The sequence below is a fragment of the Actinomadura sp. 6N118 genome (assembly GCF_044326415.1).
Lineage (GTDB): Bacteria > Actinomycetota > Actinomycetes > Streptosporangiales > Streptosporangiaceae > Spirillospora.
This window is the reverse complement of record NZ_JBIRAZ010000008.1, coordinates 266,983-286,957: the sequence shown is the minus strand read 5'-3', so window position 1 is coordinate 286,957 and position 19,975 is coordinate 266,983. Positions and strand designations below refer to the sequence as shown.

General features: G+C 69.7%; 18 protein-coding genes. 13 read left to right on the top strand and 5 right to left on the bottom strand.

The window, feature by feature from the left end; all coding sequences use genetic code 11:
- Positions 1 to 130: 130 nt before the first annotated feature.
- Positions 131 to 1,345 (bottom strand): arginine deiminase, encoded by a 1,215-nt coding sequence (locus tag ACH34W_RS22810; protein WP_395962991.1) that lies wholly within the window; start codon positions 1,343 to 1,345, stop codon positions 131 to 133.
- A 68-nt stretch (positions 1,346 to 1,413) separates the two neighbouring features.
- Here ACH34W_RS22810 and ACH34W_RS22805 point away from each other — a divergent pair, with 68 nt between their 5' ends.
- The 5 genes from ACH34W_RS22805 to ACH34W_RS22785 all read left to right on the top strand — a co-directional run bounded on the left by ACH34W_RS22805 (position 1,414) and on the right by ACH34W_RS22785 (position 7,093).
- Positions 1,414 to 2,739, top strand: coding sequence for an MFS transporter (locus ACH34W_RS22805; protein ID WP_395962990.1), 1,326 nt, complete (start codon positions 1,414 to 1,416; stop codon positions 2,737 to 2,739).
- 109 nt (positions 2,740 to 2,848) lie between these two features.
- Positions 2,849 to 3,883 (top strand): NBR1-Ig-like domain-containing protein, encoded by a 1,035-nt coding sequence (locus tag ACH34W_RS22800; RefSeq protein WP_395962989.1) that lies wholly within the window; start codon positions 2,849 to 2,851, stop codon positions 3,881 to 3,883.
- Between the two features lie 577 nt (positions 3,884 to 4,460).
- Positions 4,461 to 4,586, top strand: coding sequence for a hypothetical protein (locus ACH34W_RS22795; protein ID WP_395962988.1), 126 nt, complete (start codon positions 4,461 to 4,463; stop codon positions 4,584 to 4,586).
- Between the two features lie 153 nt (positions 4,587 to 4,739).
- On the top strand, positions 4,740 to 5,924 hold the full coding sequence (gene tuf / locus ACH34W_RS22790; protein WP_395962987.1) for an elongation factor Tu: 1,185 nt from the start codon (positions 4,740 to 4,742) through the stop codon (positions 5,922 to 5,924).
- A gap of 320 nt (positions 5,925 to 6,244) precedes the next feature.
- The gene (locus ACH34W_RS22785) at positions 6,245 to 7,093 is read left to right on the top strand and encodes an endonuclease/exonuclease/phosphatase family protein (RefSeq protein WP_395962986.1); all 849 of its coding nucleotides are present in this window, start codon (positions 6,245 to 6,247) and stop codon (positions 7,091 to 7,093) included.
- 275 nt (positions 7,094 to 7,368) lie between these two features.
- Here ACH34W_RS22785 and ACH34W_RS22780 read toward each other — a convergent pair whose 3' ends face one another.
- Entirely contained in the window at positions 7,369 to 8,931 is a 1,563-nt protein-coding gene (locus ACH34W_RS22780) for a long-chain-fatty-acid--CoA ligase (protein ID WP_395962985.1), read from the bottom strand.
- Positions 8,932 to 9,062: 131 nt separating this feature from the next.
- Positions 9,063 to 9,233: a hypothetical protein gene (locus tag ACH34W_RS22775; RefSeq protein WP_395962984.1), complete on the bottom strand. Its 171-nt coding sequence runs from the start codon at positions 9,231 to 9,233 to the stop codon at positions 9,063 to 9,065.
- A 215-nt stretch (positions 9,234 to 9,448) separates the two neighbouring features.
- Between ACH34W_RS22775 and ACH34W_RS22770 the strand changes: the two genes are divergently transcribed.
- Positions 9,449 to 10,159, top strand: a complete 711-nt coding sequence (locus ACH34W_RS22770) for a response regulator (RefSeq protein ID WP_395962983.1) — start codon at positions 9,449 to 9,451, stop codon at positions 10,157 to 10,159.
- Positions 10,156 to 11,274: a sensor histidine kinase gene (locus ACH34W_RS22765; protein ID WP_395962982.1), complete on the top strand. Its 1,119-nt coding sequence runs from the start codon at positions 10,156 to 10,158 to the stop codon at positions 11,272 to 11,274. The genes ACH34W_RS22770 and ACH34W_RS22765 overlap by 4 nt, the downstream gene beginning before the upstream one ends.
- 121 nt (positions 11,275 to 11,395) lie before the next feature.
- On the opposite strand, the gene ACH34W_RS22760 is transcribed toward ACH34W_RS22765, so the two are convergent.
- Positions 11,396 to 11,767 carry a hypothetical protein gene (locus ACH34W_RS22760; RefSeq protein WP_395962981.1) on the bottom strand — a complete coding sequence of 124 codons (372 nt, stop codon included), beginning with the start codon at positions 11,765 to 11,767 and terminating at the stop codon, positions 11,396 to 11,398.
- A 332-nt stretch (positions 11,768 to 12,099) separates the two neighbouring features.
- Between ACH34W_RS22760 and ACH34W_RS22755 the strand changes: the two genes are divergently transcribed.
- The 3 genes from ACH34W_RS22755 (at position 12,100) to ACH34W_RS22745 (ending at position 14,876) form a co-directional block, all read left to right on the top strand.
- A complete protein-coding gene (locus ACH34W_RS22755) occupies positions 12,100 to 12,438 on the top strand; it encodes an STAS domain-containing protein (protein ID WP_395962979.1) in 339 nt (112 codons plus the stop codon).
- 150 nt (positions 12,439 to 12,588) lie between these two features.
- Complete coding sequence (locus ACH34W_RS22750) at positions 12,589 to 13,320, top strand: glycosyltransferase family 2 protein (protein WP_395962977.1); 732 nt, start codon at positions 12,589 to 12,591, stop codon at positions 13,318 to 13,320.
- Complete coding sequence (locus ACH34W_RS22745; protein ID WP_395962976.1) at positions 13,317 to 14,876, top strand: hypothetical protein; 1,560 nt, start codon at positions 13,317 to 13,319, stop codon at positions 14,874 to 14,876. The genes ACH34W_RS22750 and ACH34W_RS22745 overlap by 4 nt, the downstream gene beginning before the upstream one ends.
- Here the strand turns inward: ACH34W_RS22745 and ACH34W_RS22740 are convergent.
- The gene (locus ACH34W_RS22740; protein ID WP_395962975.1) at positions 14,758 to 16,986 is read right to left on the bottom strand and encodes a hypothetical protein; all 2,229 of its coding nucleotides are present in this window, start codon (positions 16,984 to 16,986) and stop codon (positions 14,758 to 14,760) included. The genes ACH34W_RS22745 and ACH34W_RS22740 overlap by 119 nt on opposite strands.
- 93 nt (positions 16,987 to 17,079) lie before the next feature.
- On the opposite strand from ACH34W_RS22740, the gene ACH34W_RS22735 reads away from it, so the two are divergent.
- The 3 genes from ACH34W_RS22735 to pheA all read left to right on the top strand — a co-directional run bounded on the left by ACH34W_RS22735 (position 17,080) and on the right by pheA (position 19,936).
- The gene (locus tag ACH34W_RS22735; RefSeq protein WP_395962974.1) at positions 17,080 to 18,468 is read left to right on the top strand and encodes a glycosyltransferase 87 family protein; all 1,389 of its coding nucleotides are present in this window, start codon (positions 17,080 to 17,082) and stop codon (positions 18,466 to 18,468) included.
- On the top strand, positions 18,468 to 18,917 hold the full coding sequence (locus tag ACH34W_RS22730; RefSeq protein WP_395963133.1) for a DUF4446 family protein: 450 nt from the start codon (positions 18,468 to 18,470) through the stop codon (positions 18,915 to 18,917). Before ACH34W_RS22735 ends, ACH34W_RS22730 begins: the two co-directional genes overlap by 1 nt.
- Positions 18,918 to 19,012: 95 nt before the next feature.
- Entirely contained in the window at positions 19,013 to 19,936 is a 924-nt protein-coding gene (pheA, locus tag ACH34W_RS22725; RefSeq protein ID WP_395962973.1) for a prephenate dehydratase, read from the top strand.
- Positions 19,937 to 19,975: the final 39 nt, after the last annotated feature.

Here is a 19,975-nt window from a genome sequence, read left to right as displayed (position 1 = left end):
CCGTCGACACCGCCCGAGCCTCCAAACATCGAGAAAGCCCCGGGACGTCCAACGCTCCCGGGGTTTTCTGCGTTCCAAGCCGACCCACCGTTTTGTTCGGGTCTTGGGCGGGTTGGCTGGTGCGGGCGGGTCAGGCTGCGGGTGGCGGGTCGCGCAGGATGGGGCAGGACATGCAGCGGGGGCCGCCCCGGCCGCTGCCCAGCTCACTGCCGCTGATGCGGATGACCTCGATGCCCGCGGTCTCAAGCTGGGCGTTGGTCTCGATGTTGCGCTCGTACGCGACGGCCAGGCGCGGCGCCACGGCGAGGGTGTTGTTGCCGTCGTCCCACTGCTCGCGTTCGGCGGTCACCGGGTCCAGGCCGGTGTCGATGACCTTGAGCCGGTCCAGGCCCATGGCCTCGGCGGCCGCTTCGAGGAAGGGACGCGGCTCCGAGACGCGCAGGTCGCCGTTCGCCGCGGTGACCGTGAACGCGGTCAGCGAGTGGGCGATTGGCGGGTACATCACCACCGTGTCGACGTCGACCATGGTGCAGACGGTGTCGAGGTGCATGGTCGCCCGCTGCTGCTCGATCGGAACGGCGAGGACGGTCTGCGCAAGACCGGCGGTGAAGACCTGGCGGGCGAGGCGTTCGACGCCGGCGGGAGTGGTGCGTTCGCCCGTGCCGACGGCCACCACGCCGGGGGAGAGCAGGAGGATGTCGCCGCCCTCGACGTGTTCGAGCGACGGGTTGTAGATCGGCACCACGCCGGCGAAACGCGGGTGGTGGGCGTAGATCAGCCCGGTGAGGGCGGATTCGCGGCGGCGGGCGGGCATCGCCAGGCTCGTCACGGCGACCCGGTCGCCGATCCAGGCGCTGTTGTCGCGGGTGAACAGCAGGCCCGGCAGCGGATCGATGACGAAGTCCAGCCGGTCCATCAGGCGGTAGACGAGGCCATGGCCGGTCTTGAGCTCCTCATGGGCCAGACCGTCGATCAGCGTGTGGGAGAGGTCTTCGGGGTCGAGGTCACGCAGATAGCCCTCGACAACGCCGCGCAGCTGGCCGCCGAGGCGGTGGTCGCTGAGGACATTGCTGATCGCCTCGTGCCGCGCCACCTCGTACTCCAGGGCGTCCTGGAGGAGCTCCGTCACGTACAGCACTTCGACGTCGCGGTCCCGCAGCGCCTGGGCGAACGCGTCGTGCTCCTCCTGCGCACGGCCCACCCACGGAATGGCGTCGAAGAGGAGCTTGTCGCTGTTGCGCGGGGTGAGGCGCTTCAGCTCCGCTCCAGGGCGATGCAGCAGTACGGTGCGCAGCCGCCCTACCTCGCTGGTGACTTGGTGCTCATGCGCTTTTGGTTGTGCCACGTTTCGCAGTCTAAGTCGGGTTGATGCCGGTCTTCTGGGCGGCCCTGACCGTATGTCACGATCCAAAGGTGATCGGCAGACCGACCGCGCTCCCGCTCTACCTGTCCACGGCGACCCTGTTGCGGGTCTCCGCGGAGGGTGCGGCGACCGCCATCGTCCTCGCTGTCCACGCGCGCACCGACCACGCCGCGACCGCGGGATTCCTGCAGACCGCGATGACGTTGCCGTACATCCTGAGCGGGCCGGTCATCGGGCATGCGATGGACCGGGTGACCCGGCCCAGGCCGTTCGCCTTCATGCTGACCGTCGGCTATGCCATCGCCATGGGGCTGCTCCTGCTCATCGCGGGTGACTCGCCGCTCGTGTTCGCCCTGATGGTCGCGGCGGTCATCGGCTGCGTCGAGCCGATCGTGGTGGCGCTGACGAGCCTGCTCCCCCGTTTCGTGCCCGCCGAACGGCTCACTCGGGCGTACGGGCTGGAGGCGTCGAGTTACAACCTTGCGGGCATCGCTGGTCCCGGCTTGGCGGCCGGATTCGCGGTGTGGCTGGGCGGGGGCGGGGCGGGGATCCCGATCGTCGCCTGTGCCTTTATCGGACTCCTCGCCTTGCCGCTCCTTCCGTTTCGCGCTCCTGCCGAAGGCAAGGCCGTAGACAAGAGGGCCGCAGACAAGGAGGCCGCAGACAAGAAGGCCGTTGACGCGGAGCTGAGTGGCGGTGGCGGTGGCGCTGGTGCGGAGCCGAGCAGGAGTGGCGCCGGCGGCGCGGGCTCAGGCTCGGCGCGGGCCGTGCTGGACGTGGTGATCGGCGGGTTGACCGTACTGGCGGACAACCGCGTTCTGCGTGCGTTGACGGTGGCGACGACACTAGCCTGGCTGGGGTTCGGCGGGATCGCCGTCACGGCGGTGCTCCTGGCCGAACGGATCGGGGTCGAGGCCAGCGCGGGCGGGCAGATGCTCGCGGCCATGGCGGTCGGATCGCTCATCGGGTCGCTTGCCTGCGCGCGGTGGTTGTCGGTCCGTCACGCCGAGAGGGTGATGCTGGCCGGGCTGTTCGCGTTCGGGACGGCCTTGGGCAGTCTCGCGCTGGCGCCCTCGCTGCCGTGGGCCATGCTGAGCTTCCTGCTGGCCGGGATCAGCGAGGGGCCTGTCTTCGCGGCCACGCTCATGTTGCGGCAGCGCGAGTCGCCGCCTGATCGGCTGGGGCAGGTCAACACGACAGGGGGGAGCCTGAAGATCGCCGCTTCGGCGGTGGGGGCCGCGCTGACGGGGACGTTCGCCGACCGGATTGGGCCAGTGGGGTTGGTGTTGGCCATCGCGTTCTGCCAGTTCGCGGGCCTCGCCTTGGGTTACGTGATCCTTCGCACAGAACGAACATCCGCCCGGGTGCGTCCGTAAAAGCAGGTGTGTTCCATCTCCACCTGTCCATGATGGTTTGGACAGGTATCGTCGTCATGATCCTGCGGTGCTTGGGGGCAGCTCGATCAAGGCTTGAAAGGCAACAAGGGTGAGTTCAGCGGTTGATCAGGGACATGACGGGGGCCGGCGTGGACGCAGGTCTCGGCGGCCGGACCCGGCGTCGGGGCCCGTCGCCGGGCTCGCCGAACGGTTGTGGCGGCTGAAGCAGGAGGCCGGCGACCCCTCATACGCGGAGATGGCCTCGCTCGGCGCCGCAGCGTCGAAGTCCTCGCTGGCCGCCGCCGCTCAGGGCCGGAACCTGCCGACATGGGGAACGACCTGGGAGTTCGTCCGCGTCCTCGCGGTCGACCGGCTGGGGCGCGACGCGGAGGAGACCGAACGTGAGTGGCGCGTGCACTGGCAAAGTGCGCGCGACGCCGTGCAGGCGGCCGAGGACGCCGAAGAATTCGGGAAGGCCCCGCCGGACCCCGCGCGGCCGGCTCCCACCCCGTCGCACACCCGCACGACCGCGGAGATGGTCCTGCCGCACGCGCAGGTGGACGGCTACCACGGGCCTGTGGACGACCTCACCGGGGCGCCCGCCCGGATCGTGCACATCGGTTCGCCGCGCCCCGGGGCGCGGCGGTTCCCGTTCGGAGTCATCGCCGCCGCGGCGGCCGCGGCGATCGTCGTCGCGGGCGGCGCCGCCTACCTGGTCTGGCCGGAGGAGAAGGCCGCGCAGCAGAACAACCCGGTGGTGAAGAAGTCGCCGGACGACATGACCGCGATGAACGTGACGCCCAAGGACGACTCGCAGTTCATGGGTGACATCACCATTCAGGACGGAACGCGTGTCAAGGCCGGCAGCACCTTCACCAAGGTGTGGCGCCTCCGCAATTCGGGAACGGTGCACTGGAAAGGCCGCAAGATGATCCGCCTCGGATCGTCTCCGTGCCCCGCTCCCCAGAGCGTGCCCATCCCGCCGACCCCGCCCGGCCAGCTCGTCGACATAAGCGTCCGCGTGCAGGCCGCCAAGCGGCCGACCCGCTGCAAAATCTTCTGGAAGATGGCCGACGAGTCCGGGCGGGTGGCCCTGCCCGCCAAGCGCCCCATCTTCTTGGACGTCCGAGTCGTACGCGCCTGACCTGCGGCTCCTTTTGTCCAGCGAGAGCTGTACGCCTCTTGGACGAAGTTCTCTTGGCGTGGGACGGCGGCTCGTGTCAACGTTGCCGTGCAGCAACCGGCCGGTCGCTCTCCCCGCTCAGGGCCCCCATTCATTCCGCTCGGGCCCGATGCGTACTCATCGCAAAGTGTTCGCTCATATAACGGAAGGAATCGTGGCCCTAATATGCCTGCCCCCGCCATATCTCGATGGCCACGGCGGTCGTGGTCAGGCGATGTCGCCGAGCGGCTCGGCGACATCAATGAACTGGTCATCGTTTAGCGCAGGGCCTGGCGTCAACAGGCCCCCCGCGTTGACTCGCGGGACATACATAGATGGCTCTTAGCCAATAAGCAGGACCACAATGTCCCCTCCCAGTGGGATGTGGGACCGCCGTTATCCCAGAGACGCGGCGTGCCTGGTCGTTCGGCGCGGATGACCAGGCACGCCGCGTCTCGACGTCTCGACGCGTATCGGCGGAACGCGTCACGACGCGTCACGCGGCGTTCCGCCAAATAACCGATCGACTTGGACGAGGGCCACCCGTACCCTCGGACCCATGTTCCTCGCAGCCGGCACCCGCATGCTTGCAGACCTCGGTCTGCTGAGCGCGGTGTCGGCTGCCTTCCTTTCGGCAGCTTCGGCAGCAGCAGCAGCAGTCGTCGTCGACGGCGCGCGAAGCTGACCCCTCTCCGTCCCACCTCCGGAGAACCAGCGGAGGGGGGTGGTCAAGTCTCACGGGCCCACCTCCCGTCTGGCACGCGGTGACACGCGATGCCTGGTGGCGGTGCGCCCTGAGGGTTCTCGCGTTCCTACTCCGTACGTGAGGACGAGTTTCATGGCCAAGCAGCTGTACGAGCGCAGCAAGCCGCATCTCAACATCGGCACGATGGGTCACGTCGACCACGGCAAGACCACCCTGACCGCCGCGATCACCAAGGTGCTCGCCGAGCAAGGGCTGGCCTCCGCCGTGCCGTTCGACGGGATCGACCGAGCCCCGGAGGAGCGCGACCGCGGCATCACCATCAACATCGCGCACGTCCAGTACGAGACCGCGACCCGGCACTACGCCCACGTGGACATGCCGGGCCACGCCGACTACGTCAAGAACATGATCACGGGCGCGGCCCAGATCGACGGGGCGGTGCTGGTGGTCTCGGCGCAGGACGGCGCGATGCCGCAGACCCGGGAGCACATCGTGCTCGCCCACCAGGTGGGCGTCCGCCACATCGTGGTGGCGCTCAACAAGGCCGACATGGTCGAGGACACCGAGCTCCTCGACCTGGTCGAGCTGGAGCTCCGCGAGCTCCTGGGCGAGTACGGGTTCCCCGGCGACGAGGTACCGGTGATCCGGGTGTCCGGTCTGCGGGCGCTGGAGGGCGACCCGTACTGGACCGCCCGGATCGGTGACCTGCTCGACGCGATCGACGCGTACGTGCCGGTGCCGCCGCGGATCCTCGACCGGCCGTTCCTGATGCCGGTGGAGAACGTGCTCACCATCACCGGTCGCGGCACCGTCGTGACCGGCGTCGTGGCGCAGGGCGCGGTTCGCGTCGGCGACCACGTCGAGGTGGTCGGGCTCGGTGACGGGTTCGGCTCGGTCGTGACCGGGCTGGAGACGTTCGGGCAGGCGATGGACCACGCCGAGGCCGGTGACAACACGGCGATGTTGCTGCGCGGCGTCCGGCGGGACCAGATCCGCCGCGGCCAGGTCATCGCCGCACCCGGCTCGATCCGGCCGCACAGCCGGTTCCGTGCCAAGGTGCGGGTGCTCACCGCCGACGAGGGTGGCCGGAGCAAGCCGTTCTTCCACGGCTACCGGCCGCAGTTCCACTTCCGCACGACCGACGTGGTCGGCGGCGTGGACCTCGGTGGCGAGGGCGGCATGGCGCTGCCCGGCGACTCCGTCGAGATGACGGTCGAGCTGGGCAAGCCGGTCGCCATGGCCGAGGGCCTGGGCTTCGCCATCCGTGAAGGCGGCCGTACCGTCGGCGCCGGAACGGTGACGACCCTGCTCGACTAGGGCCCCCCAACGGGCATCGGCGCGGCCCGAACGGGCACCGCCGAGGCACGATACGGGCATCGCACGCGCCCGCCCCAGCAGCGTTCTGCTGGGGCGGGCGTTCGGCTGTGGTCGGCCGGTTGGCTCGTTCCAGCAGGTCTGTCACTGGACGCGGACAGAACGTGAAATTGTATGGCGCGGGTAGTCTTGTTTTCGTAGCGCGGGCGCCGGTTCATGTGGTGAGATTCGTCGTGATCTTCCCCGCTTGATCCATTGATGGAGACCGTGTGCGAGCCCCCCGCGCTCTTATCCCTTTGCTTGCCGTCTCTGGAGCGGCCGTCGTGGTCGTCACCGCCGGAGCCGGAGCGGCCATCGAGCATGGGGACGACCCCAGCCCGCCTGCCAGCGACGTGGCCGAGGGGACGCAGACGACGGCGGTCAACGTCCTGAACTGGAACGTCTGCGGTGACACCGATCCCCGATGCCCGGTCGGCGCCAAGCCCGCCGAGGTGGTCAGGACGGTCTCCACCCAGATGAAGAACAATGTGGTCGGAGGCCGCAAGGTCAAGGCGAACGCGGTGTTCCTGCAGGAAGTGTGCCTCGGGCACGTCAAGGCGATCGCGGGTCAGGCCGGAATGAGTGGCTGGAGTTGGCAGTTCGCCCCCGTTCTGCAGCCGAACGGCAAGCCGGTGGCCTGCGCTAACGGGCAGGGGCAGTTCGGTGTGGCCATGGGAGCCCAGCAGGAGATCGCCGGTGTGGAGAAGGTCTACCTGCCTTCGCCTCGAACCCGGCGGCAGGTGTCGCTCTGTGGGAACGTCGCAAGTTGGAACAACACCCGGCTCTGCACCGCGCAGTTGAGCGACGAGCCGAACGGCGAGTGGCGTCGCAAGCAAACGCAGAAGCTCACCGAGCTGGCGGGGGTCGGCCGCGTGGTCTTCGGTGGTGACTTCAACGACCAGCCGCAGAAGCCTGCTCTCGACGTCCTCTACCGCTCGTTCGGCGAATGCGACCAAGCTGCGGGTGCTGCTCGCGCGGGTGAGCGCACCTATCAGAACGCCCAGGGGCGGGCCGTGGCCAAGACCGACTACATCTTCGCCAGCAAGAGTGCGGAGATCGCCTGCGAGGTGCCTAACCAGCCCGTTCGCTCATCCGACCATCGCCCCATCGCGGCCGTGGTCAACTTCCGCTGACCGACTGGTCCCGCACGCCGAACAACTAGCCCCGGACGCCCGGACGCCCGGACGCCCGGACGCCCGGACGCCCGGACGCCGGTGCTTGGGTGCCGGATGCCGGGCGCCGGGATGCCGGGCGCTGGAGCGCCGGGCGCCGGGACGGCGGGTACTGGGGCGCCGGGTGTTTGGGCGCCGGGTGCCGGGACGGCGGGTGTTTGGGTGCCGGGTGCCGGGACGCGGGTGCTTGGGGGCCGGGCGATCTCGTGTGAACGGATCGCCCGGCGCTCGACAGGTCAGTGAACGGCGCGGTCGTGGCCCTCCCAGTACGGGGTCCGGAGCTCACGCTTGAGAATCTTGCCGGTCGGGTTGCGCGGGATCGCGTCGCGACGTTCGACCGACGTCGGGCACTTGAAGTGCGCCAGGCGTTCGCGGCAGTAGTCGATGAGATCCTGCTCGGAGAGGTCCTCGGACAGCACCACGATCGCCTTCGGCGTCTCGCCCCACTTGTCGTCCGGAACGCCGATGACCGCGCAGTCGGTGACGGCCGGATGGCTCATCACGACGTTCTCGACCTCGGCCGGGTAGATGTTCTCCCCGCCAGAGATGATCATGTCCTTCACGCGGTCGTGGATGTAGAGGTAGCCGTCCTCGTCCAGGTAACCGGCGTCTCCGGTACGGAACCAGTTGTCCTCGAGGAGAGCGGACGAGGTGGCTTCGGGCATGCCCCAGTAGCCCTGCATGTTCTGCGGGGTCTGGCAGAGGATCTCGCCGACCTGGCCGAGCGGGACCTCCTCCATCGTGGCCGGATCGACGATCTTCAGCTGGCACTGCGGGTTGGGGATGCCCGCGCTGCGCAGGCGGTCCGGCTTGGGCCCGCCCGGAACGTGGTCCGCAGGGGGCAGCGTCGTGATGGCCCCGGTCGTCTCGGTGAGTCCGTACACCTGCATGAACTCCGTGCCCGGCAACATCTTCATGGCGCCGCGCATGACGTCCTCGCTGATCGGCGACGCCCCGTACAGCAGCAGCTTGAGGCTGGACATGTCCGCCTCGGCCACCTCCGGCATCAGCTGCATGAACTGGAGAAGCACCGGTACGAGGAAGACGTGCGTGACGCGGTCGCGTTCGATCGCCTTGGCGATGCCGACGGGATCGGGTTCGCGCACGATGACGCCGGTGATGCCGTCGAAGACGACGCACACCGCGAGCGCGCTGCCCGCCACGTGGTACATCGGCATCGCGACCATCAGCACCGCGTCCCCGGTGATGCCCCAGAGCTCGTTGGTCAGCGGCAACACCGAGGTGAAGTTGTCGTGGCTCAGCATCACGCCCTTGGGCAGCCCGGTGGTGCCCGACGAGTAGAGCTGGACGAAGGTGCTGGCGGTCTCGATCGTGCTGTCGTCGACGGGTGCGGGGTCCTCATGGGCGCCCACCCAGGTGGCGTAGTCGAGGTACGTGTGCCCCGAACCGTCGATGACCACCATGTGCGTCGTGTGCTGGAGTTTCCCGGCGATGGCGTCCAGTACCGGGAGGAAATCGGCGCCGACGATGAAGACCTTGGCCTGCGCGTTGTTGACGATGTAGGCGACCTCGTCGGGCGCGAGGCGATAGTTCACCGGCACCTGGACGGCACCGAGCCGGGCGGCGCCGAAGAGCTGCTCGACGTACTCGATCGAGTTCTTGTCCAGGATGGCGACCCGGTCGTCATGACCGACGCCGGCCGCGGCGAGCGCGGCGGCGGCCCGGTCGGCCCGCCGGTCGAAGTCCCGGTAAGTGACCTTTGTTTCGCCCGCGATGAAGGCGACACGGTCAGGATGTTGCCGCGCACGGTCGCGAAGCACTTCGGTAAGGCCTTGCACGAGGGCCCCTTTCGCCGGTGAACCGCCTGCTCGTTCAGGCATCATGCGGTCACCGGCGAGCGGGGGGCAAGGGGCCCCGCGTGTTCGCTCAGTCTTCTCTCAGCTGTCCCGTCAATGGTCGCGGGACATCGTCAATGGTTGCGGGACATCTTCGAGACGATGGTCACCGCCAGCACGACCAGCACGGCGACGAAGCCGATGAAGAAGAAGAGCTTCAGCATCGAAATGATCGCGCCGATGACCGTCATGAGCAGCCATACGGCGAGCACGACACCAACGATTGTCAGAATTGTCCGACCCATGCCCACACCGTACGCGCGGCCGGAGGGGGTCGTCATCACCCTTCGGGACGATCCGCCTCAACCCTGAGTATGTCCCGGGAGGCCGCCATCGGGGCGGCACGTGCGTGATCAACTCTTACGGAGTTGTGACGGGGAACGTGGATCGGCCAGGTCAGACGTAACGTGAGAACGTGATCCCAGCAGCAGTCCCTGAACGACGACCTCGTGAGGTTTCGATGGTGAATCCCGCCGAGACCACCGGCCGGATCCTGGTCGTCGACGATGACCCCACGGTGGCCGAAGTCGTGGCTCGCTATTTGCTGCGCGACGGGCACCAGGTCGAGTGCGTGGCCGATGGGGTGGAGGCCCTTCGGAGGGCCCAGCGTGATCTGCCCGATCTGGTCGTTCTGGACCTCATGCTGCCCGGCATGGACGGTCTGGAGGTCTGCCGCAGGCTCCGCGAGACCTCGCCTGTCCCGGTCGTGATGCTCACCGCGCTGGGCGAGGAGACAGACCGGCTGGTCGGGTTGGAGACGGGGGCCGACGACTATGTGACCAAGCCGTTCAGCCCGCGTGAGCTGGCGCTTCGTGTCCGGTCGGTGCTGCGGCGGGCCCGGGGCGCGCTCGCCCCCACCGGCACGGAGGTGCTGCGGGACGGCGATCTCGTGGTGGACGTCAACGCCCACGAGGCTCACCGAGGTGAAGATGAGCTCGCCTTGACCGCCCGCGAGTTCGATTTGCTCGCGTTCCTGTTGCGCCATCCGCGGCAGGCGTTCGGCCGGGACCAGCTGCTCCAGGAGGTCTGGGGCTGGTCGTTCGGCGACTCCTCCACGGTCACCGTCCATGTCCGGCGGCTGCGCGAGAAGATCGAGGACGATCCGACCGTGCCGCGGCGGATCGTCACGGTCTGGGGAGTCGGCTACCGCTACGAGCCGGAGGCCGGATGAGCATTCCGCCTGAGGATCTGTTCTGGATCGCCTGGTACGCGACGCTCCCGGCGGGGATCGTCGCCGCCGTCGGCCTGGTCGTCCTGCAGCGGCTGCGGAGCCGGTCCGTCGCCACCCAGCTGATCGTCGTCGGGGTGTCGACGGTGCTGGCGACGATCTCCGGCATCGTCGTGATCGCGCGGATGATGCTGATCAACAAGCATGACCTCGCGGTGGTGCTCGCGGTCGTGACCGCCGCCGGGATCGTCGCCGTCGGGGTCTCGGTCCTGCTGGGCCGCCGGCTTGTCGCGGCCAACCGGCTGCTGGTGGACGCCGTACGATCCGACTCCTACAGGGTCCCCGCCAAGCCTCTCCCCGCCGAGCTTGCCGAGCTTTCCCGCGAGCTGGACGCCGCGTACAGCCGCCTGGCCGCCGCGCATGCACGTGAGCAGGCCCTGGAGGCCTCCCGCCGCGAACTGGTGGCATGGGTGAGCCACGACCTGCGCACGCCCCTCGCCGGGCTGCGCGCGATGGCGGAGGCGCTGGAGGACGAGGTGGTCGGGGACCCCGAGACCGTCAGCCGCTACCACCGGCGCATCCGCGTCGAGTCCGACCGGCTGACCGAGATGGTCGACGATCTCTTCGAGTTGTCCCGTATCCATGCCGGGGCGCTGCGCCTGTCACGTCGCCGGATCGGGCTGTCCGACCTGGTGGCCGAGGCGGTCGGGGGTGCTGAGGCGCTCGCTCATGCGAAGGGAATCCGGCTGCATGGCTGGGTCCAGCCGGGCCTGCCCGTCGAGGCCGACGCGGGGGAGCTGGGCCGGGCCCTGCGCAACCTCGTCGTGAACGCCATCCGCCACACGCCGAGCGACGGGACCATCGAGATCACGGGTGAGGTCCGTGACGGCGCGGCCTGTGTGACCGTCGCGGACGCGTGCGGTGGCATCCCGGAGGCGGACCTGCCGCGTGTCTTCGATGTGGCCTTCCGCGGTGAGGCCGCCCGTACGCCGGGCGGTGGCGCGGGACTGGGCCTGGCCATCGCCCGCGGCATCGTGGAAGCGCACTCGGGTGAGATCGGCGTCGTCAATGCCGGCGCCGGTTGCCGCTTCGTCGTCCGCCTCCCGCTCGGCACCTGACACCACGCCGGGGACGTGCCGATCGATTTGTCGACAAATCCACTTGTTGGCGATGATCGGTCAGCAGTCCACTGCAGCGGTCAGCCGTCAGCCTTCAACGGTCAGCCGTCCACGGCCTCGGTCAGCGGTCGACGGCCTCGGCGATGGCGCGGAACGTGGGGCAAGGCCAGCGCCACATGCACGCCCGGCAGCGGCGAATGGGGCTGTTGGGGTCGCTGGTGATGCCGCCGGCGTCCTGGGGCTGGTGCAGGTCGAGGAGGCGGACGCCGAGCTCCGCGAACGCGATCACCTCGTCGCGGGCACCGGCCAGGAAGGTGAGGTCCTCGCGGGAGAGCCGGGTGCGGATCGGCACGAAACCGGTCCTGTTGACCAGGCGGGACAGATACTGCGTGGACGAACGCCATGAATTGGACTTTTCCGAGCGGACTCTGATGGCCTCCAGGCGTTCCCGGAGCCGTGTCTCCCGCGGATCGGTGTGTCGCTCCGCCTTCATCCGCGGCGCACCCCCCGGTGTGCGACGGACGTCGCGTGCGCTTGCCGCTGTTTCACTTGTTCACCCTCCCTCACTCCGCGTGGTCATGATGGAGGAATCCCGTAGTTCGCTGAGCCGGTGACGGCCAAGTATCCGGGTGGTCATCCGGACCGGCGAATCGCCATCTCAAAGCGGGTGGCGGCAGACGATACGGGCGCACCCGGGACACAAAGGCGTGTAATCCGCGAAACGTTCTCGTAGACGCCCATCCCTGCTTGCCTGAACGGATCGCGCCACACGGGAGTTGGTGAACTCCCTGGCCCGGTGGCCGTCAGCCCGATAGTGTGCCGGGCGTGGAGCTAAACGTCTCGACTTCGTCGCAGGGAGGTCACGCCGTCGTCACAGCGACCGGCGAACTGGACCTGTACACCGCGCCTCGGCTGCAGACCGCGCTGGCGGGGTTGCTACGCGATCAAGTCGACCGCATCGTGGTCGATCTGAGTGGCGTCGAGTTCTGTGACTCGACCGGCATGAACGTGCTGCTCGCCGCCATGAAGCGGCTCAAGGAGCAGGGCGGCACGCTCGAGCTCGCCGCACCGCGTCCCGCAGTCAAGCGGATCCTGCAGGTGACCGGTCTGGACACGGTCTTCACCGTGACCGACGCGGTACCCGCCGCCCTGGATGCCGGCTGACCGCTCCGAACGTCTCGGCGTCCAGAGCCCGGCCGGCACTTACCGATCCGTCCGCATATCCAGTGATTCACGACCCGCGGGGGACCTTCCCCCGCGGGTCTCACGCGTTCGGGCCGTGCGCTCCGGCGTGTCGTCGCTACGATCGCCTCTATGCAGGATGTAGCGGTGATCATCCCGGCCAAGGACGAGTCGGAGCGGATCGCGGCCACCGTCAAGGCCGCACTCGAACTGCCCGGTGCCGACCTGGTCGTGGTGGTCGACGACGGCTCGGCCGACGGCACGGGGCAGGTGGCCCGGGAGGCCGGGGCCCGGGTCGTGCGGCACAGCCGTAACCGCGGCAAGGGCGCGGCGATGGAGAGCGGCGCCGAGGCCGTACGGCTGCTGGACGAAGGCCGTGATCAGCCTCGCCACCTGCTGTTCCTGGACGCCGACCTGGCCGGGACCGCCCGGGACGCTGCGCCGCTCGTCGAGCCGGTTCGGGCGGGCGAGGCGGACATGACCATCGCGGTGTTCTCATCCACGGTCAAGCTCGGCGGGCATGGCTTCGTCATCCGGCTGTCGCGCGACGGCATCCGGCGGGCGACGGGCTGGACGGCGACCGCGCCGCTGAACGGGCAGCGCTGCCTGACCCGGGCCGCGTTCGAGGCCGGCCAGCCGCTCGCCGCCGGATTCGGCGTGGAGACCGCCCTCACCATCGACCTGCTGCGCCAGGGATTCCGGGTGAGGGAGGTCGAGGTGCCTCTCGCGCACCGCGCCACTGGGACGGACTGGCGGTCCCAGGTGCATCGCGCGCGGCAGTTCCGCGACGTGGCGCGCGCGCTGGCCGTCCGTGATCCCGCCGTGGTCGGACGGGTGGGCCGGCTCCTCGGCCGCCGCCCGTGACCTCTGCCGGACGGGATCCCCGCAGCCTGGGCACGGCCGGGCTGATCTCCATCGGGGGGAGCGTCGGGTGCTTCCTGCTGACGGCCCTGCTCGGCCCGTCCGCCATGGAGCCCGCGCTGCCCGGCGAGCCGGGGCAACCTCCGTACTCGCTCACGGTCCACCCCTCGCCCTATCTCGTGATCGGCCTGGTGGTCGTGGGGATCGTGGCGGGGGTGGCGGGCCTGGGGCTCTGCTTCACCGCCGTCCAGCGCGGCTGGCGTCCCCGGCCGTTCCCGCTGCTCATCGCGGGTTTGCTCGTGACGGCGGCGTTCACCCTCGCGCCGCCCATCGGCTCCAGTGACCACCTCAACTACGCCGCGTACGGGCGTATGGCGGCCACCGGGCACGACCCGTACACGACACAGGCAGTGGATCTTTCCGGCGACCCGGTGATCGGCGCGGTCGAGGAGTGGCGGACGACCCCGTCGGTCTACGGGCCGATCGCCACCGCCCAGGAGGCGTTCGCGTCCTGGATCGGCGGCGGGTCGATGCGGCTGACCGTCTTCGTGTTGTCGTTCACCAACGCGCTGGCCTTCGTGATCACGGCGGTGATCCTCTACCGGAGCGCCGGAGGCCCGCAGCGGCGGCTGCGGGGGGTCCTGCTGTGGACGTGCAACCCGCTGCTGCTCTTTCACCTGGTCGCAGGTGCGCACAACGACGTCTTGGCGATCGCGCCCATGGTGGCCGCCGTGGCGCTCTACTCGGCCAGCCGTGGGCGCAAGGGCGCGGTGGGCGTGCTGCGCGTACTGGCCACCGGCGCTCTCGTGGGAGCGGGAGCCGCAATCAAACTGCCCGCCGCCCTAGTGGGCGGAGGACCAGCCTGGGTCCTGGCGCGCCGTGCTGTGCGGGGGCGCGGCGTGCGGGGGCGCGTGGATGGACTGTGGGGGGTGGATCGGGGGGCGTTGCTTCGGTTGGTGGCGCTTTTCGGGGCGGCTGGGGGTGTGGCGCTGGTCGCGTTCACGCTGGCGGGACCGCACGCGTTCGACCAGCTTGAGAGGGCCAGCAACATGGTCTCGTTCGCGACCCCCTGGCATCTGGTGGACATGCTGCTGGGCAAGGGCGGCCAGCGCACGATCATCAAGATCGGCTTCTTTGCCCTGACGGTGGCGCTGGTCTGGCTGCTCGCTCGTGGCCTTCCGCGCGGCGGGGACGTGGAGGAGAGCAGGCGGATCGCGGCCGCGCTGGTGTTGGCGTGGCTGTTCGCCGCGCCGTACGAGCTGCCCTGGTACGACGGGTTCGGCTGGGCGGTGCTCGCGTTCCTGCCGTGGTCGCGGTTCGACTGGATCCTGCTGGCGCACACGGGCGCGCTGAGCCTCGCCTACCTGCCTGCGCGCGATCCCAAGCTGATCGGTCTGCCGGGCGGGCTGTCGTGGTTGTTCACCGTGGTCCGGCCGGTGGTCATCCCGCTGGTGCTGACCGGGCTTCTGATCGTTCTGGTCCGGGAGTGCCGCCGTTCCGGGAGTCCAGCTCCAGCGCCCGGATGCTCCCCGCGAGCATCAGCGGGATCGCGAGGCTGAACGCGACCGAGATGATCACCACGCCGGAGTCGTTCACCAGCGTGCCGATCACGCCCACGGTCAGCGAGCAGATCAGCGCCGGGCGCATGGTCTCGCTGCGCGCGTACGCCCGTTCCATCAGCGAGGCCTGGCGGCCCGTCGGCCGGATGAGCACGAAGAAGAGGAAGCCGACCGCGATCGCCACGGCGATCGTGTAGGGCAGGCGTTCGATGCTGCCCACCATCGACGTGAACTTGCGGGCGACGATGCCCCAGGCGTCCCCGTTGACCAGGTCCTGCCAGAACCGGCCGAGGTGGGTCGGGTTGGCGCTCTGCGCGTTCACGTACGAGATCAGCAGCACCAACGCCGCCGCCACCAGGCAGAACAACCCCACCTTGACAGCCGACACCCGGCGGCCCGAGATCAGCAGGCCGAGGATCGCGAACGACGGCACCAGCGCCAGCACGCCGCCGAAGTCGGCACCCCAGGCGGGCAGGCCGTCGACCGCCACCGCCAGCACGCCGACCCCCGCGACGGCTGCGACGGCGGCGAACCGGCGGCCGTCGCGGAGCGGGTATTCGGCCAGCCATGCCGCCGTGAGGATCGACGCCACCGCGAACAGTGAGAACGCCTGGTTGCCGAAGCCGTAGAAGCGTCCTGCGACCGTGGCGGTGTAGCCCATCAGTGTGTCGATCTGCAGCCGCGACCCGGTCATCACGTCCACCGCCAGAACCAGCGCGGTCACCGCGGCGATCACCAGGCTGGGAGCGGTCACCGACCGCCGCCACGGACCGGCCAGCGAGAGCGCGGTCAGCAGCGCGCTGAACGCGAGCACGGTCAGGACGAGGAGGGGCGACGGGTGACCCGCCTTCCACCACGGGACGAGCCCGGAGAGGAACGAGGCGCACGGCACCGATCCCCCGAACAGCGCCATGATCCTCATGCCGCCCAGGATCCTGGCTCGGGACCCGGGCGCGTGCCGGCGGCGGCGCAACACCAGCGCCGCCACCCCGAACACGATGAGCTGCGCGCCACCCAGCACCCAGAAGTACAGGCCCTGGACATTGTGGATCGCCTGCGCCGCGGTGTCCTGCTCCGTGAGCCCGTCGATCTTTTCGGCGGCCGTGTCCTTGCTGGACTCGTTCTTCCACACCGACCCGACGGCGTCCTGGGGCTTGGGAAGCCCGAGGAGGTGCAGCGTGGTCGTGGTGAGGTCGGTCAGCGTGACCAGGGCGCTCTGGCGGGTGGCGGGCGACGTGAGGATGCCCGGCCCGTATGCGGGGCCGCTGGCGATGGCGACGCGGAGATGGGCCTTGACCCCGACGTCGGCGAGGCCGGCGACCAGCACCGTCGCGTTCGCCGGGATCCCGGCCAGGACCTTGGCGACGTGCCGGTCGGCGATGGCCGCGGCCTCGCTGCGTTTGGCGGCTGTGACCGGGACCTGGACGCCCTCGGCGTCGACCCCCGCCGACATGAAGACGCGGAAGACGTCGTCCACGTCGACGGCGGTGAGCGAGCACCTGGTCCAGTCGGCGGCGGTGGCCTTGTCGGCCGAGGCCACGTAGTGGTCGACCTTGCCGGAGCCGTCGGCCAGCCCGAAGACCGCGCCCGGCCCGACCGCGGTCGTGCACTGGCCGCCCTTGTGCACGGCGTCGCCGAGGAGCCCGACCTGGGCGTGGTACGAGCTGTCGGCGTTGTCGTCCTTGATCGACGGCCAGCCGGGGGCGAGGGCCCCGCCCGGGGGAGGCGTCACGCCGCCGGAGGTCTGGGGGGCGACGACGGGAACCGACGGCAGTGCGCAGTCGGCGTTCACGAGCCTTGCCCGCTGGCCGGCGGACAGCGTCAGCCATCCGTCCATCGGGCACGTGTTGGGACGGGTCGTGCGCACGCTGAGCGCGCCCGCGCCGCCCTTGCCGGTCAGGCCCCAGAGCGCCGGGGTGTCCTTCTCGGTGATGTCGTTCCACCGCAACCCGGGGACCCCGATGATCACGGTGGGCGAAGGTGCCGCCGCACCGGAGTTGGAGCCTGAGCCGGAGGCGGTGGGCGGGCCGGAAGCGGTGGTTGCGTGCGAGGGTGACGACGGGAGAACGATCAGCGTGCCCACCCCGAGCAGCGCGGCCAGTGCGATCATGCATCTGACCACGGAGGCTCTGTACATGCCGATTTCCGCCCCCCGTTGCGCCATGCGTCAAGGGTAGTGGGCGGCTTACGCCAGGATGGGTACATGCGTGCAGGCAACGGCGTTCGCGGGGGAGCCCTCCCGCCGCGTGCACCCCGGCGGCAGGGCGGCCCAGCGGATCTTCTGATCCTGCTCGCGGGTGTCGCCCTCGCAGTGGCGGCGATCACGCCGATCGTCGTGCACTGGCTGACCAACCCGCCTGACCAGCGCATGGTCGACCTGGAGGTCTACCGGGACGGCGGGGCCGCGATCCTGCGCGGCGCACCGCTGTACGAGGTGCTGACGCAGCCGCCGCAGTTGTTGCCGTTCACCTACCCGCCGTTCGCCGCCCTGCTGGCCGTGCCGTTCACGCTGCTGCCCTGGCGAGCGGCCCAGGGGCTGTGGACGGTCTTCATGTACGCGGCGTTGGCGATCATCATCTGCTACGCGTTCCGCGACCTGATCCGGCGTGCCGGGCGCTGGACGCCCGTCGCGGTCGGCGCGCTCGTCGGGGCGGGCGCCTGGATGTGGCCCTCGTACGACCAGATGCGGTTCGGGCAGGTCGGGTTCTTCCTGATGGCGCTGTGCCTGGCCGACTGCGCGGCCCGTTCCGCCCGCTGGCCGCGCGGCGCGCTGGTCGGCATCGCCATCGCGATCAAACTGGTGCCCGGCGTCTTCCTGATCTACTTCCTGATCACCGGCCGCTGGGACGCGCTGCGCAACGCGGTGCTGACCGCCGTGGCCGCGACCCTCGGCGCGTTCGCGCTGTTGCCGTCAGACTCGGTCGACTTCTGGTTCGGGGCACTTCTGGAGGGCGGCGAACGGACCGGATCGATCACCGCCACCACCAACCAGGCGCTCAACGGGATGATCGCGCGGATCATCCCCGAGAGCCCGGTGCGGTCGCTGATCTGGCTCATCTTCCTGCTGGCCGTGGGGTACGCGGGGTTCAAGTTCGCCCGCCGTGCCACCTTCGCCGCCGGCGACCTGGCCGCGTCCAGCGCCCTCCGCCCGTTCAACGGCACGGACCTGATGCGGGCAGCCGACCCGGCCGCCGGTCCCGGGGCCTACAGCCTGCTGCTCGCCGGCATCGCGATCACCGGCCTGTTGTCGGTCCTGCTGTCCCCTGTCGGCTGGATGCACCATCTCGTCTGGATGATCGCGGTGCTCGGCGCTTTGGCCGGGGACGGGCGGGACGCGCGAAGATGTCTGGTCGCCGCGGGGCTCTGGATCTATTTCCTGTTCCCGCTCCCCTGGTACGGCGCCGCGATGTCGGGCACCAACCACCTCCTCATCACACGTTTCTTCGGCCGGATCGTCCAGGACGCCTTCGGTCTGGCGGCCGTCGCCATGATCGTGGTTCTGGGGATCTGGCTGGTCAATCGGCTGGTTGCGGCCAAGGATCGGCCAGATTCTTCTCGATCGGAGCCTCCGGTCGGTACGCTCACCCCGTGATGCTTGTCGCGGTGGCCGTCGCCGGATTGGTTGCCGGGGTGGCCGGGCTGTCCATCGCGGTGGTGGCCCATAACAGGGTCAACCAAGTCGTCGAGGAATGCGCGGGCGCGCTCCGGCGGCAGTTGAAGGTCGCCAGCAGCCCGGTGGACCACCAGGCGCTGCGCGATCTCGCCATCGTGCACTACGACGCCCTCAAGGAGATGTCGGGGCACCGATCGTTCTCGCTCGCCCTGATCAACGCCGCCGGCGACGGCGTCGTGATCAGCTCGATCAACGGCCGTACCGAGACCCGTACGTACGCCAAGGTCGTGCGGGACGGCCACGCGGTCGAATCGTTGTCCCCCGAGGAGAACCAGGTCCTCCGCGCCGCCCGGCTCGGCAAGGGCCCGGTGGTCACGATGGACGACCCGCTGCCCGACTTCGGCCGGACACCGTCCCCGCAGACCTGACGCGTACACTGGGTCATCTCCATCACGGGGTCATCTCGACTCGATTCCTGCCTCACACCCGCCGTGCGGTCGCACAGGCGGAGGAGTAGACGTTCATGCGATACGCGTATCTCGGGCCTCAAGGCACCTTCACGGAAGCTGCGCTGCGCTCCCTGCCGGATGCCGCCGGCGCCGAGCACCTTCCCTACGCCACCGTGCCCGCCGCCCTCGACGCGCTCCGCCGCGACGACGTGGACGCGGCCGTCGTGGCCTTGGAAAACTCCGTCGAGGGCTCGGTCCCGACCACCCTCGACGAGCTGGCCATGGGCGACCCGCTGCAGATCGTCTCCGAGATCCACCTCCCGGTCTCGTTCGCCCTCCTCGTCCGGCCCGGCACCGACTTCGGCGACATCAAGACGGTCGCCTCCCACCCGCACGCCCAGCCGCAGTGCCGCCGCTGGCTGGCCGAGCACATCCCCGACGCCGAGTGGCGCGCCGCCACCTCCAACGCCGAGGCCGCCCAGCACGTCGCCGACGGCCACTACGACGCCGCCCTCGCCGGCTCGTTCGCCGCCGCCCGCTACGGCCTCGGGATCCTCGCCGAGGACATCCACGACGTCGCCGACGCCGTCACCCGCTTCGTCGAGCTCCGCCGCCCGTGCGCTCCTCCCGCCCCCAGCGGCACCGACCGCACCACCGTCGCCGCGTTCATCGGCGAGGACCACCCGGGCGCTCTCCTGGAGATCCTCAACGAGTTCGCGATGCGCGGCATCAACCTGACGCTCATCCAGTCCCGCCCCACCGGCGCCGGCCTGGGTTCCTACCTCTTCTGGATGGACTTCGAGGGCCACGTCGAGGACGCCCGCGTGGGCGAGGCCCTCATGGGCCTCCGCCGCGTCGTCGCCGACGTCCGCTTCCTCGGCTCTTATTCCCGCGCCGACCAGGTCCGCCCCGAGATCCGCCGCGGCACCCACGACGCCGACTTCACCGAGGCGGCCGCCTGGCTGACCGCCATCCGCCAAGGCCACCCCGAACCCTGACCCAAGTGATCACTTCGTGATCATCCGGATGTCAACCCC